Source organism: Acinetobacter sp. RF15B (assembly GCF_007558235.1).
Classification (GTDB): domain Bacteria; phylum Pseudomonadota; class Gammaproteobacteria; order Pseudomonadales; family Moraxellaceae; genus Acinetobacter; species Acinetobacter lwoffii_C.
On the sequence record NZ_VLSR01000001.1, the window covers coordinates 222673 to 236370 of the forward strand.

Below are 13698 nucleotides of genomic sequence, written 5' to 3' on the forward strand. Positions count from 1 at the left end.
CACGGCAGTCGATCAGATCATCAACTGCCGTTTAAAAATTAATGATGGTAGCTGGTGACAAGCTCAACTTCGTTTTTTGAACCGATAATCACAGGCACGCGCTGATGCAAATCTGTGGGTTCGATTTCGAGAATGCGTACACGGCCCGTTGTTGATGTACCGCCTGCTTGTTCCATCAACATGCTCATTGGATTGGCTTCGTACATTAAACGCAGACGGCCGGCTTTTTTAGGATCTTTCAGGTCGTATGGGTACATGAAAATCCCGCTGCGGCACAGAATACGGTGAATATCACCTACCATACAGGCCACCCAGCGCATATTAAAGTCTTTTTCACGTGGGCCAGTTTTGCCCGCGAGCAGTTCATCAATATAACGTTGTACCGGTTTTTCCCAGTGACGCTGATTTGAAGCATTGATTGCATATTCTTGGGTATCGGCTGCAACCTGAATATTTTCAGAAGTCAGTAAAAACTCCTGGCTTTCCGGATCAAAAGTAAAGAATACGGTACCGGCACCCACAGTCAGCGCCATCATGGTGGATGGACCATAGAGCACATAACCCGCAGCAACCTGATGTACACCAGCCTGCATGAAATCTTCCGCCTGAGTTACCGCATTTTTTGCAGGCAGAACCGAGAAAATAGTACCTACACACATATTGATGTCGATATTGCTTGAACCATCGAGTGGATCGAACAAGACCAGGTATTGACCATTTTCTTGTGCAGGTGTAAAGGTATCCAGCTCTTCCGAGGCCAGACCGCCGACATGCGGGTGCTGTTGCAAAGCATCAATCAGATAATCATTGGAAATGACATCCAGTTTCTTTTGCTCTTCGCCTTGAACGTTTTCAAGCTGGGCGCTTCCCAATATACCTGCTAAAGCACCTTTTTGCAGAAGCTGGTCAATACGCTTACATGTATTCCCAATTGTTTCAATTACTTGTGCAAGTTCAGGTGTGAGGTTCCCGCTTTGTTGTTGTAAAAACTGGGATAAGGTGCGGTATGACATAAGAGAAAAGCTCCAAGACTTAAATCAGGAAAAAATGATCAAAACGATATGCGGCTACATTTTAGATGAGAACGCTTGAAAAGAACAATTAAACTGGGTTATTTGTTGTGATTTTGCCCTTGCAACTCTGCTGGAAAGTGCTATGTTGAAGGCAAAGGAAAAAGTTGTATATAGGAGCACAGAGATGACGGTATTAAAGTTTGATGCGACTCCGACGCCAGGAGAGGCAATTAATTTGGATGAGATTTCTGAAGACAAGATGAAAGAAGCCTGGAAGGATTATGAGGCTAAGCCTGAATATAAAAAATTCAATAAGCATGACATGATTGAATCGATGCAACCTGCTGAGGAAGAGCAGGGATGACCTCATCTTCAAATCTTCATGCAATAAAAAAGCACTCGATTGAGTGCTTTTTTATTGGGCTTAGAGTGTGGTAATGATTATTTCAACAATGGCGGAACGGCTTCGTAATTGATTTCAACACGGCGGTTTTCTTTCCAGGCACTTTCATCATGGCCTGGATTCACCGGCATTTCTTTACCATAGCTGACCGCTTCCAGTTGGTTGGTATTGACACCAGTGGTGATCAGGAAGCTTTCAACCGCTTTAGCACGGCGTTCACCCAGTGCCATGTTGTATTCGCGTGTACCGCGTTCATCTGTGTGACCGGTTAAGGCTACACGGGAGTTAGCATTGGCCATCAGGAACTGGGCATGGGCCTGAAGCGTGCGAATGTCGTCATTGCTGAGTTCGCTACTGTCATAGTTAAAGTGTACAACGCGCTTTGCAAGATAAGCCTTATTCTCAGCCGTCACCCCTTTGGATGATGCGCCAGCCATGTTTTGTGCACCTAATGCTGCATCTTCACTCAAGCCTTGAGTATTGACGGTCGTGCTACCGCTAGTATCCAGGTTGCCGGTCTGTACTTCAGCGGCAGGCTTGCGGCTTGCACAACCCGTCATCACTACGGCTGCTGCAAGTAAAGGAAGCGCAAATAATTTTACTTTGTTCATCTTCATCTCCATGAAGGTTGATTATGGGGTAAAGCATTTTTAAATATTAAACTGTTATCTGGGTGCCCAAGCCGGTTCACGAACTTCACCGGTTTCACTTGGTAAATTCATGCGAAAGCGGCCATCCAAGGTCATGATTGACAGCAGACCACGTGCGCCTTCGCGTGTGGCATAAACCACCATCTGCCCATTTGGCGAGAAGCTTGGCGATTCATCCAGACTGGTTGGAGTCAGGATATTGGTTACACCAGAGTTTATATCCTGTACCGCTACTTTATAATTACTGCCGCTTGGGCGATGTACCAAGGCAAGCTTTTTCCCATCAGCACTTAAAGTTGCGCGAGCATTAAAGGCACCCCGAAAGGTTAAGCGTTTGGTGGTTTGATTGACCAGGTCGTAACGGTAGATCTGCGGAGAACCCCCACGGTCTGATGTAAAGATAAAGGATTTGCCATCTGGTGCATAACGGGCTTCGGTATCAATTGAGCTATCATTGGTCATACGCTGTAACTGGCGTGTTTCCAGATTCATCTGATAGATTTCCGGATTACCGTGCATGGAGGCAGTAAACAGCATAGTTTTGCCATCTGGCGAGAAGCTTGGCGCGCCGTTTAAGCCACGGAAGCTGGCCAGTTTTTCACGTTGACCTGTAGCCAGTTCCTGTACATAAATAGCAGGGCGCTTGGTCTCAAAAGATACATAAGCAATTTTTTTCGCGTCCGGTGTCCAGGCTGGTGACAAAATCGGATCGCGTGAGGTCAAGATGGTCTTTGGCTGTTCACCGTCGGTATCGGCAATTTGCAGGGTATAACGCTGTTCCGGTGTGGCCGGGTTACGCAGCACATAAGCAATACGGCCGCTAAAGTCACCTGCAATTCCTGTTAATGCCTGATAAATTGCATCACTGATCATATGCGCTGCCTGGCGGGTACGCGAGGCGGGAACAGTGAGTAATTCATTGAGTAAATATTGTCTTTTTTCAACATTATAGAGTTGATACTGGATGCTAAACGAACCATCAGGATTGGTTTTAGATGAACCCGTTACAACATAAGGTACGCCAGCAGATGCCCAAGCTTCTGCATTAGGGGTGTTGAGGGTCGCTGTCGCAGGCAGGTTTTTTGAAGCACTGGTAAATTTTCCAGAACGATTCAGGTCATTTTCTACAATCGGATAAATACTCTGGTCTTGACTAAAAGGCACGATGGCAATTTTAGGCGCTGCTTCAGGGGCTTTGGTAATTTCCAGATGCAGCTGGGCCTGTGACTGGTTCGCCGTCACTGCACCAAGGGCGGTCATAAGGGCAAGGCAGAGTAGGTGTTTGCGAGTCTTTTCCATCATTCGTTATTTACTCAAATCAACGGCGTTATTCTAAGGTGATCGGGCTACATCATCGCATGGATTTATGTGAATAAAACCATGAATTTATCACCAAACTGTTATGCGACTGTGAAAAGCGAATATTTTTCAGTCTATTTTAATTAAAGTCTAACTTAAAAATCCAGCCATCACCCCTGTTCTGGAAGATGGCTGGATTTTTTATTTATTGGGCTGTGAAGGTTGAGGTAAAACTTCGTGCTTCTCGGCGTGCATCTGGATCTGAAGGCATCGGATACGGCGCAGCAGCACGAACTGCAGCTTCTACGCTGGCTTTCATGTCTGCATCACTTGAGTTTACGATGACAGAAACCACACCACCATTATCATTTAAGGTCACACGAGCAGTAGCACGCTGACCTGATGATCCCACTGGAGTATCCCAAGCACGTTTAATTTTATTTTCGAAATCACGTTTTGCAGTAGACGCAATCCGTTTTGATTCTGCTTTTTTCTGAGCAGCTTCTTCAGCCGCCTGTTTGGCTGCTGAAGCCTTGGCATCTGCCTCAGCTTTGGCTTTCGCATCGGCATCCGCTTTACGTTTTGCATCTGCCTCAGCTTTGGCTTTTGCATCGGCATCTGCTTTACGTTTGGCATCCGCGTCAGCTCTAGCTTTTGCATCGGCATCCGCCTTACGTTTGGCATCCGCTTCGGCTTTCGCCTTTGCAGCAGTATCTGCCTTACGTTTTGCCTCCGCTTCGGCTTTCGCCTTTGCAGCAGTATCTGCCTTACGTTTTGCCTCCGCTTCGGCTTTCGCCTTTGCAGCAGTATCGGCTTTGGCTTTAGCTGCCGCATCGGCTTTTGCTTTGGCATCAGCATCTGCCTTACGTTTTGCCTCCGCTTCGGCTTTCGCCTTTGCAGCAGTATCGGCTTTGGCTTTAGCTGCCGCATCGGCTTTTGCTTTGGCATCAGCATCTGCCTTACGTTTTGCCTCCGCTTCGGCTTTCGCCTTTGCAGCAGTATCGGCTTTGGCTTTAGCTGCCGCATCGGCTTTTGCTTTGGCATCAGCATCTGCCTTACGTTTTGCCTCCGCTTCGGCTTTCGCCTTTGCAGCAGTATCGGCTTTGGCTTTAGCTGCCGCATCGGCTTTTGCTTTGGCATCAGCATCTGCCTTACGTTTTGCATCCGCCTCAGCTTTACGTTTTGCATCCGCATCCACCTTACGTTTTGCATCTGCCTCAGCTTTGACTTTGGCATCGGTATCAGCTTTACGTTTGGCCTCCGCGTCAGCTTTCGCCTTTGCAGCATCGGCTTTACGCTGTGCGTCAAGCTCGGCCTTACGAGCAGCGTCGGCTTCAGCTTTGGATTTCTGCGCTGACTCAGCTTTGGCTTTAGCAGCTGCCTCTTTAGCCTGTTCGGCTGCTTTCGCGCGTTTTGCAGCTTCAGCTGCTTGCTGGGCGGCCTTGGCTTGAGCAAGCTCTGCTGCTTTCGCTTCTTGCTGGGCTTTTTGAATATCGATCTGTGGTGGTGATGGTGCAGGTTGCAGTGCCGGAGGGGTTGGTGCAGCTGCTGTTGGAACCACCGGGGCAGGCTCTACGCTCGGTTCAGCTGTTTGGGTAATTTCTTCTGCCACATTTTCATGGGCTGTTTCTTCAAACTCGGTTTTTTCGTGAGTCAGCGGTTTTAAGTCCTCAGTTTTGATCAGGACCGTTTTGATCTGTTTTGGTGGTTCGGGTGGCTTACTCATGCCCAGAAAAAGTAGGCCCACCAAAGCGACAGCGTGGATTCCCAAGGTAAATCCAATCGCCACTGCTTTTTGCTGAAAGGGTGGTTTCTGATAATTTTTCATACTTTATTCTAATGGTTTGGTCAGTAAACCGACTTGGGACAGACCGGCATCTTGCAGGCTCGACATCAGCGCCATGACATCGCCATAAGGACGGGTGGTGTGACCGTTGATCACGACATTCAGCAGCTTGTTATTCTTCTCAGCCTCGGTCTGCGCTTTCACCAAAGTCTGGCTCAACTCAGCTAGTGTGACTGGGCCTGTGGTCTGGTTTTTGTAGTCCAGATAATAGGTTCCATCTTCTTTCAGCGTGACAATAGTGGGTGCATCTTTAGATTCGATGGGTAGGCCATTGGCCTGAGGCAAGTCAACTTTAATACCGCTGGTAATCATGGGAGCCGTCACCATGAAAATAACCAGAAGTACCAGCATGACATCAATATAAGGTACAACATTCATGTCACTTTTCAGTGGTTTTTTAATACGCGCAAAGCGTCCTGCACCTTGAATAGCCATTAGTTCGTGTCCTGTGTTACGCCCACCGACTGACGTTGCAGCAGCGCCACCATTTCTTCGGCAAACAGGGCACGATCTGAGTACAGGGTTTCGCCTTTAGCGGTGAAATGGTTAAAAGCCAATACAGCTGGAATTGCTGCAAACAGGCCAATGGCTGTAGCAATCAGCGCTTCTGCAATGCCTGGTGCAACGGTCGCCAGCGTTACCTGCTCGACATCAGCCAAGCCAATAAAGGCATTCATGATGCCCCAGACCGTACCAAAAAGACCGACATAGGGTGCAACTGAGCCAATGCTGGCCAAAGCTCCCAATCCCTGTTCAAGTTGTCCCTGATCACGACTGAGGCCGACACGCAGAATACGCTCTGTCCCTTCAATGGACTGGGTAGTCGGCGCATGACGCTTTTTCAGTTTCAGGAACTCACCCAGACCTTGATAGAAAATATCTTCAAGACCGGTACGTTTAGAATTTAGCTGGGCATTGTTATATAAGGTTTTCAGTTCGGCACCTGACCAGAAAATTTTCTGGAAATGCTGGTCTTCAGCCTGAGCCTTTTTATAGCTCATATATAACTTGGCAATCAGATACCAGCTGTACAATGAGGCTAACAGCAAAGAAAGCATCACCAGTTGTACGACAGGGCTTGCTTGTAAAATAAGATCTGAAACTTGAAGAGATGATTCTAACTGAGTTGCCATAGTTGTTACGTGTGCCAATTAATTTTTTTAGTCTTGTTCCAATTCTTTTCGAATCAGTTCGCGTATTTCATCTGGAAGTCGACGCGGTTTCATTTCTGCACTAATACATGCCAACTCTACCTCGCCAGATGCAAGCATGATTTCACCACGATAAATATTTTGTTGCAATACAAATGATGAAGCTTTACATGAAATGACACGTGCAGTAACAGTAATTAAATCATCCATTAAAATTGGACGCATATACTTCACGCTAATTTTGTGCACAACAAAGTTATAGTCAGACTGATGCCAGTAATGACTGACGCCAGCCGCACGTAACCATTCGGTACGGGTACGTTCCATATAGCGAATATGGTTGGCGTGATAGACAATGCCACCCGCATCAGTATCTTCAATATAGACGCGGATATTGAATTCAAAGTGATTCGCCATAGTTTTGTTCCATGCAGGTTTTACGAAATATTTGCTTGTTTTAAAAGGTGGGGCAAGGTTTGAAATCTACTCTATTCCCTCCTGAAGCCAAGCAAATTAGCGCGTCAAAGTTTAGCATTGTGAGCCTTGAGACCAATGGCACAAGATGTCAAATCTGAGTCGGCACGTTATTGCGTCTGTAGAGCGCAGTCAATTGCTTATTTATGAGGCAATCTTAGCAGGGTGAGTACCTTGACTCATCTATATCTGAATAGGGGGAAATCCGCTTGTGTTGTTCTGTTTTTAGCTCATTTGAGTCTGCTGGGTGATTTTAATGAAGGCAAATATTTTGGCAGTGCTCAGAGCATAACTGTATATACCTGGTCTATCCGATATGAATAACTTGGTTTCTTACCCAAGTCACGACTGACAAACGCTAAGGATTCTCTGCGTTACCCATAAGGACAGGATGATATGAAAATGCTCAATATTGACTGAAAACCATAAGGGAGTATGTACTCCCTTCCCGTCATTTATCCTTTGGTTCAGGTGGAGTCATGCCAAATTGTAAATACGCCATATTGGTGGCAATACGTCCACGTGCAGTTCGCATGACATAACCTTGCTGAATTAAGTAAGGTTCAATCACATCTTCCAGAGTCCCGGAGTCCTCTGCCATGGCCGCTGCCACGGCTTCAACACCCGCAGGGCCACCCTCAAAACGTTCCAGTAACATCGACAGGTAACGGCGATCTAAAGTATCCAGGCCATCTTTATCGACATTCAACATATCCAGCGCACGTTGTGCCATGTCCTGAGTGACTTCACCAGTGCCTTTGACCTGTGCATAGTCACGTACGCGGCGCAGTAAACGGTTGGCAATACGTGGTGTGCCACGGGCACGGCGGGCGATTTCTTTTGCACCATCGTCTGTCATTGGGACATCCATTAAGCTGGCTGAACGTGACACAATATGGGTCAGTTCAGCAACAGAATAGAACTCTAAACGCTGCACAATGCCAAAACGGTCACGTAGGGGAGAGGTCAGCAGACCAGCCCGTGTGGTTGCCGCCACTAGTGTAAATGGAGGTAAATCCAGTTTGATTGAACGGGCAGCCGGACCTTCACCAATCATGATGTCTAGCTGATAGTCCTCCATCGCTGGGTATAGAATTTCTTCAATTACTGGGGAAAGGCGGTGAATTTCATCAATAAATAAAACATCACCCTCTTCAAGGTTGGTCAGCATCGCTGCCAGATCACCCGCACGTTCCAGCACTGGGCCTGAAGTGGATTTTAAGTTGCCGCCCATTTCACGGGCAATAATATTGGCCAGTGTGGTTTTTCCAAGGCCGGGAGGACCAAAAATAAGCGTATGGTCGAGGGCTTCTTCACGGCCACGAGCAGCGCCAATAAAGATTTCCATTTGTTCACGGACCACGGGCTGACCGATGTAGTCATCGAGGGAGGTCGGACGGATGGCACGATCAAAATGATCTTCGGGTTTTTCAGAACCACTGATGAGACGGTCTTGCATATCGATTTAATTCATCTCTTTATTGAAGCTGTTTGATGCTGTTGGGACAGCCTCAAATAATGATTTGTGTTTAACGGCCATTGCGTAGGCGGTATTTTACTTTTGACAGGGCAAAAGTAACAAAACCCTTTGTTAGATTGAGGATATGTCCCTATATCCCAATCTAACGGACGACATCCATGTCGTCTAACGTGTAGTAAAACTAAGTGCTTAACATATGTGGTTGACGTTAATCATTAGCGATTCATCGATTTTAATGCTGCACGGATGATGTCACTGGCTTCTGTGAAGTCGGCTTTCACTGCATTAATCAGTTTTTGTGCTTCAGCAGGTTTGTAGCCTAATGACTGTAATGCAGCTTCGGCTTCGGCCACTGCAGAGTTCCCCATAAACTGAATCTGGGGTGCAGTAGAATTGGCCGGTGTGGTACCTGTGGCCATCGCCTTAAAGCGGTCTCGCAGCTCAATCATCAGGCGTTCAGCGGTTTTTTTGCCCACCCCCGGTACTTTGACCAAGGTGTTGAGGTCTTCGTTCTCAACTGTGTGAATCAGCATTTCTACACTTAACGTTGACAGAATACCCAGTGCCATTTTTGGGCCAACGCCATTCACCTTTAATAAGGTCCGGAAAATGGTTTTTTCCTGGGCATTTAAAAAGCCATAGAGTAACTGCGCATCTTCACGTACGGCCAGATGTGTCCACAGGGTAATGTGCTGACCTTTCTGGAGCTGGCAAAAGGTGGTAAGTGGTGTATCAATTTCATAACCCACTCCATTTACATTTAACAGGACAGTCGGTGCTTCAAGCGCCAGTACTTCACCAATTAGGCATCCAATCATCTTTTATCATCACTAAATTCAGTTTGTAGCATAGTAGTCAGCATTTTCAGTAAAGGCAAAACCACTGCTGCACAATGGGGGATTTTACTGTCATCATCACTTAATACAGCAGGATATTTTATAATAATCCGACTTTATTGCCCTGTAATTCCTGTGACAGGTTATAGGCCTGATGATCAGAAAATTTTGAGATAATATCCAGGACCTGCATAATATTTTCATAATGGCTGGCTGTGAAATTCGCACCTGAGCGTTGCAGAATCGACATCAGGCGCTGTTCCTTAAAGCTCAGCGTTTTATGCGGTATAGTCAGCGGAATAAATGCATCCAGAATATTCTGCAAGCATTGATGAGCAATGATTTCCAGTCCTGCTTTTTGCGGATGCTCAAAAATCCTGTCACGCGCCAGTTCTTTGGCCCGGTCAATCCCGCTTTCAATATCTGCTGTGCAATATTGCAATAACCCACCCTGTAACTGGCCCGATAAAATCTGGTCATGATGTCGGGCAAAGGCCGTGGTCACTTCATTCACCAGGCGTTTCATCACACGGCCACGCAAGGCGGCAATTTTCTGCTGCCAAGTGGTATTTTCCATGGCTATCTCGGACGGAACACCATAGTCGCCCAGCAGATTTAGAAATACCGGCTCCACTTCCTCATAACTCAGCATATTCAGGCTGATGCCATCTTCTAGGTCAATCAGGGCATAACAGATGTCATCGGCTGCTTCGAGCAGATAGGTGAGTGGGTGACGGCAGTATTGATACTCGTCTAACTGGATCAGTCCAAGCTCTTCTGCGATCTGTTTTAAAATGTCTTTTTCCGCCTGATAACAGCCAAATTTGGCTCGTTGACTGGCCGGGCGGTCACCTTGAGATGCAATGGTTTTGGACAGCCACGGATATTTCAAATAAGCGCCTAAAGTGGCATACGTCAGGCGCATGCCACCGTCGTTGGGATGATAGTCAATCTTGGTCAGCAGGCGCAGACCTTGGGCATTGCCCTCAAACTGGCGTACATCGGCTTCCTGCTCGGGACTCAAATCTTTTAAGAAGTCCGTATGCGATACATCATCAAACCATTCCCGAATTGCATATTCACCCGCATGACCAAAGGGCGGATTACCAATATCATGCGCCAGACAGGCTGCCTGAATAATGGCACCGACATCTGCCGGGGAAATCCAGGGTGGCAGCCGGTCTTTAATTTTCTCTGCTGCCAGCATTCCCAGCGAGCGTCCAATACAGGACACTTCAAGCGAATGGGTTAAACGGGTGTGAATCCCGTCATGCTGGGTCAGGGGGTGAACCTGCGTTTTACGGTTCAGCTGCCGGAAGCTCTGGGAAAAAATAATCCGGTCATAATCTTTATGGAACGGGCTGCGGGCCAGTTCAGTACTTTGCTTTTTACTACCAATCCGAACTGTGGAAAGCAGTTCTAACCAACGCATTTGAGTCATTTATCATTATTCAGTTCTTTGCTCTGTGCATCATGCCAAAAAAGTGACGACAGCACTAGGGTGCTGCGACATGAATTGTCGGAACACACAAAAATCTGTGGAAATTTCAGTTGAACAGTTGCCATAAAAAACAGGTCATATTGACCTGTTTTTGTCTCATGAGAGTGGTGTACTAAAGCAAATCTTCACCACTGATCTTGGCTTCCTGGATGTCTTTATAGACTCCCATACAAATGACGAACAGAATCATCGTCGCCACCAATGGCCAAAAAAGTACATATAGGGTCATAAATTGACTACTCATCTGAAATCTCCTTATTTACTTTTCTCAGATACCTGGTGAAATTCAATCACCATTTTATTGATTTGTTTAAAATCAAATCGTTCTTTGCTATTCATTAAAGTCAGGACAGTACAGACAATGGCGCTGCTGCCATAGGCGGTCAGAGAACTCAATAGCGTGCCATAATCACGCAGGAAGCCGATGGTCCATGGAAGGAAGCCGATACTGGCCAGAATGCCGACCACCAGGCCAACTTTCTTGCCAAAGAAGCCAAAGCTCATCAGACCCAGTACCACACCAATACCGAGGGTCGCCATAAGCTCAAAGCCAAGTGCGATCAGACCCTGAATCGGCAGCCATTCAAATCGAACCACCAGAAAGCTTAAAAATGCGATACCGACAGACCAGTTAAAGGCACGAGCATTGACCTTGTCCCAGTACAGGCTGGCAATCACCGGGAATACAATGGCACCCCAGAGCGCGCCGACGAAAATCAGCATCGCCAGAATATCGAATTTAAGCGTGGCAATTAAAATACCGAGCATGGTGGCTACAATCATGGTCATCCGGCCAATAAACAGCATCTTCTTCGGATCAGGGCGATTTTTAGCAATCTGTTTGCCATAAATGTCGGTCATTACGATGGCAGACAAGGCGGATAAGTCCGAATCCGCCGTTGACGAAAGCGCGCCAATTACCATGAAAAAGAGTAAGGCCACCATAAATGGAGACAGATACGTCGCTGCCATTTGTGGAATCAGGTTGTTCAGGTTGCCATCAATCGGCTGAATACCGGCAAAGAGTGCCAATAATCCGAGCATTCCTAAACCGACGACAATCGCTGCATAACCAATGGTTGCGGTAATGAAACTCGGTTTGATCAGGTCTTTACGGACTGCAAACATGCGTTGAGCAATGGTCTGGTTACCAATTGCATAGGCCAGTACCGCCACAAAAAATGGTGCGCCCTGTTCTAAAAATGCGGTTTTTGAAAAGAAATCCAGTTGTTCAGGTTGCAGATTATGCATGCCGGTCTGGAACAGTGACGGGCCGCCCAGCGTAAAAAATAGCGTTGGAATAATGATCACTGCCGCCACAATCATGGCAACCAGTTGACCAAAGTCGGTAAATACCGAGGAGCGGAAACCTGACCATAAAGTATAGGACAGGACGCCAAATCCGGTAATCAAGACCCCATGGATAAAGCTGAGGGGAGACAGAATTTCAACCAGCGCACCAGCTGCGGTAAAGTTTACCATCAGGCTGATTACGCTCCCGACAATGTTGGAGCCGGCCAGAATCATCTGGCTCTGGTTGCCATGCCGCGCATGCATGATTTCTGCCAAAGTGTGCGCATTGGGTGCCAGTTCGCGGAAACGTTTGCCAAATGGATAGATAAATAAAATCATCAGTGCACCCCACAAACCATAGTGTAAGGCACCGGAAACACCGTATTTATATCCGGACGAAGCTGCTGCATAAAATGAAGCGGCCCAGATCCAGGTGGCGGTCATACTGGCCGCAGACATTCCAAAGCCGATGGAGCCATTCGAGACCATATATCCATCGACATTTTCATTTTTTTGCTTAATGCGTAACGACAATAGAAAGGTGATGCCATAGAAAAGCACCATCAATAGTACAGTTGCTGTACTAGTGAATTGAAACATATATACTCCTTAAGCGGGTCACCTTTTGTTTTTGAAAATTAAATCATTGGCAACAGATTAAGGCTCTAGATTAGACAGAGCAGTGAAGCTACAGAAAATAAAAAAACCAGTGTCTGAATATCAATTTGATATGCATATCTGCAGCAGAAAAGAGGATGGTTTATGCGTCCCGAATCTGGACATTTCCTCAACAATTGGCGTAGAGGTTAACATAAAATCATCAAATTTAATGATGAAGTCCTCAATTATGCAGATTCTTTGCTGATATAAGGCTATTTTCGATTTCTACATCTTCTAATATGTGGACCTGTGAGTGGTATATTTTTATAGGAATTACAGCCATTTATTGCAGGGTTTTTAATTAGAATAAAGATTGATATTAGTCAGGAAATAAAAAAGTAACAAAATTTTAATATTTGCTATTTTCTGCATTATGAGTCGTGATTTTTCTCATAATAGGCCACGAAATTATCATTAATTCATGTCTCATGCTGCCTATATATACTAAATTTTTACATAAGAATAGAGACTGAGAATCAGTTTAAATTTAAGCTTTATATTTTCAATTGATTAGCGTTTAATTTCACTCTTTTGAGTGAGAGGTTTAAGAAATATTTGAATCAATATTCTGGGTTAATATGTCAATAAAAGCAGGCCTAATATCTCTAAAATGTATTTAATAAAATAACCCTATTTATTTTAAGTCTCACTCCTTGTTAAAAACTAGGGTGGGGTCCTATATATGAGATTCAAGTATCTTTAAATGCAGCTCATATATTAAAAGGAGCGAGCAGGATAATCCGGGCTGCCCGATATTATTGGAAGTCGATTGAAGCAGGCGACATGACAGGTTTATGCCCAGCAGGACCAAATATATAGAACAGCGAGGCAGAGTCTTGACGCGTGCGCTGGAGTCCGGAATAAAGATAGCGGGATACAAAATTATTTCGGTATGGCAACTCGCTGACAAGACACAGAGAGACGAGCTGAAAAAATGAACCCGAGTGTTTTTAGTCTATCTCGAGAAGCTTGAGCCTAAACCTATCCTTTCCTTAATAAGGTTTTTATAGCGGCTCAAGAATAAGTGCTGTACGCATTTTAAGTAGTCTTGCTGTTGAAAAATAATACAATTTTATTAAATGAAATTATTCT

At 45.8% G+C, this 13698-nt stretch carries 13 protein-coding genes; 1 reads left to right on the forward strand and 12 read right to left on the reverse strand.

All coding sequences use genetic code 11. The annotated features are described in order from the left end of the window. Positions 1-38 precede the first annotated feature (38 nt). Positions 39-1013 (reverse strand): class 1 fructose-bisphosphatase, encoded by a 975-nt coding sequence (locus E2K74_RS01045; protein ID WP_151205906.1) that lies wholly within the window; start codon positions 1011-1013, stop codon positions 39-41. A 184-nt stretch (positions 1014-1197) separates the two neighbouring features. Between E2K74_RS01045 and E2K74_RS01050 the strand changes: the two genes are divergently transcribed. Beyond that, the gene (locus E2K74_RS01050) at positions 1198-1377 is read left to right on the forward strand and encodes an NF038105 family protein (RefSeq protein WP_151203547.1); all 180 of its coding nucleotides are present in this window, start codon (positions 1198-1200) and stop codon (positions 1375-1377) included. Between the two features lie 77 nt (positions 1378-1454). On the opposite strand, the gene pal is transcribed toward E2K74_RS01050, so the two are convergent. The 11 genes from pal to E2K74_RS01100 all read right to left on the reverse strand — a co-directional run bounded on the left by pal (position 1455) and on the right by E2K74_RS01100 (position 12546). Then, positions 1455-2027 carry a peptidoglycan-associated lipoprotein Pal gene (pal, locus tag E2K74_RS01055; protein ID WP_151203543.1) on the reverse strand — a complete coding sequence of 191 codons (573 nt, stop codon included), beginning with the start codon at positions 2025-2027 and terminating at the stop codon, positions 1455-1457. A gap of 54 nt (positions 2028-2081) precedes the next feature. Next, positions 2082-3365, reverse strand: a complete 1284-nt coding sequence (gene tolB / locus E2K74_RS01060) for a Tol-Pal system beta propeller repeat protein TolB (protein WP_171480648.1) — start codon at positions 3363-3365, stop codon at positions 2082-2084. A 205-nt stretch (positions 3366-3570) separates the two neighbouring features. Next, positions 3571-5193: a cell envelope integrity protein TolA gene (tolA, locus tag E2K74_RS01065; protein ID WP_151205908.1), complete on the reverse strand. Its 1623-nt coding sequence runs from the start codon at positions 5191-5193 to the stop codon at positions 3571-3573. Between the two features lie 3 nt (positions 5194-5196). Beyond that, positions 5197-5646 (reverse strand): protein TolR, encoded by a 450-nt coding sequence (tolR, locus tag E2K74_RS01070; protein ID WP_151205909.1) that lies wholly within the window; start codon positions 5644-5646, stop codon positions 5197-5199. After that, entirely contained in the window at positions 5646-6344 is a 699-nt protein-coding gene (tolQ, locus tag E2K74_RS01075) for a protein TolQ (protein WP_151205910.1), read from the reverse strand. The genes tolR and tolQ overlap by 1 nt, the downstream gene beginning before the upstream one ends. Positions 6345-6371: 27 nt before the next feature. Further along, entirely contained in the window at positions 6372-6779 is a 408-nt protein-coding gene (gene ybgC / locus E2K74_RS01080; protein WP_151205506.1) for a tol-pal system-associated acyl-CoA thioesterase, read from the reverse strand. A 508-nt stretch (positions 6780-7287) separates the two neighbouring features. Further along, positions 7288-8295 (reverse strand): Holliday junction branch migration DNA helicase RuvB, encoded by a 1008-nt coding sequence (ruvB, locus tag E2K74_RS01085; protein ID WP_151205911.1) that lies wholly within the window; start codon positions 8293-8295, stop codon positions 7288-7290. A 236-nt stretch (positions 8296-8531) separates the two neighbouring features. Further along, positions 8532-9134, reverse strand: a complete 603-nt coding sequence (gene ruvA, locus E2K74_RS01090) for a Holliday junction branch migration protein RuvA (protein WP_151205912.1) — start codon at positions 9132-9134, stop codon at positions 8532-8534. A 118-nt stretch (positions 9135-9252) separates the two neighbouring features. After that, positions 9253-10593: a deoxyguanosinetriphosphate triphosphohydrolase gene (locus E2K74_RS01095; RefSeq protein WP_151205913.1), complete on the reverse strand. Its 1341-nt coding sequence runs from the start codon at positions 10591-10593 to the stop codon at positions 9253-9255. Positions 10594-10765: 172 nt separating this feature from the next. Beyond that, the gene (locus E2K74_RS14775; RefSeq protein WP_005097597.1) at positions 10766-10897 is read right to left on the reverse strand and encodes a putative transporter small subunit; all 132 of its coding nucleotides are present in this window, start codon (positions 10895-10897) and stop codon (positions 10766-10768) included. A gap of 11 nt (positions 10898-10908) precedes the next feature. Next, complete coding sequence (locus E2K74_RS01100) at positions 10909-12546, reverse strand: sodium:solute symporter family transporter (RefSeq protein WP_151205555.1); 1638 nt, start codon at positions 12544-12546, stop codon at positions 10909-10911. Positions 12547-13698 lie beyond the last annotated feature (1152 nt).

Excerpts from the sequence above, each read along its gene's own strand:
- E2K74_RS01045 (WP_151205906.1), bottom strand. The coding sequence starts at position 1,013 with ATGTCATACCGCACCTTATCCCAGTTTTTACAACAACAAAGCGGGAAC.
- tolB (WP_171480648.1), bottom strand. The coding sequence starts at position 3,365 with ATGGAAAAGACTCGCAAACACCTACTCTGCCTTGCCCTTATGACCGCC.
- tolA (WP_151205908.1), bottom strand. The coding sequence starts at position 5,193 with ATGAAAAATTATCAGAAACCACCCTTTCAGCAAAAAGCAGTGGCGATT.
- tolQ (WP_151205910.1), bottom strand. The coding sequence starts at position 6,344 with ATGGCAACTCAGTTAGAATCATCTCTTCAAGTTTCAGATCTTATTTTA.
- E2K74_RS01095 (WP_151205913.1), bottom strand. The coding sequence starts at position 10,593 with ATGACTCAAATGCGTTGGTTAGAACTGCTTTCCACAGTTCGGATTGGT.
- E2K74_RS14775 (WP_005097597.1), bottom strand. The coding sequence starts at position 10,897 with ATGAGTAGTCAATTTATGACCCTATATGTACTTTTTTGGCCATTGGTG.
- pal (WP_151203543.1), bottom strand. The coding sequence starts at position 2,027 with ATGAACAAAGTAAAATTATTTGCGCTTCCTTTACTTGCAGCAGCCGTA.
- ybgC (WP_151205506.1), bottom strand. The coding sequence starts at position 6,779 with ATGGCGAATCACTTTGAATTCAATATCCGCGTCTATATTGAAGATACT.
- E2K74_RS01100 (WP_151205555.1), bottom strand. The coding sequence starts at position 12,546 with ATGTTTCAATTCACTAGTACAGCAACTGTACTATTGATGGTGCTTTTC.
- ruvA (WP_151205912.1), bottom strand. The coding sequence starts at position 9,134 with ATGATTGGATGCCTAATTGGTGAAGTACTGGCGCTTGAAGCACCGACT.
- E2K74_RS01050 (WP_151203547.1), top strand. The coding sequence starts at position 1,198 with ATGACGGTATTAAAGTTTGATGCGACTCCGACGCCAGGAGAGGCAATT.
- tolR (WP_151205909.1), bottom strand. The coding sequence starts at position 5,646 with ATGGCTATTCAAGGTGCAGGACGCTTTGCGCGTATTAAAAAACCACTG.
- ruvB (WP_151205911.1), bottom strand. The coding sequence starts at position 8,295 with ATGCAAGACCGTCTCATCAGTGGTTCTGAAAAACCCGAAGATCATTTT.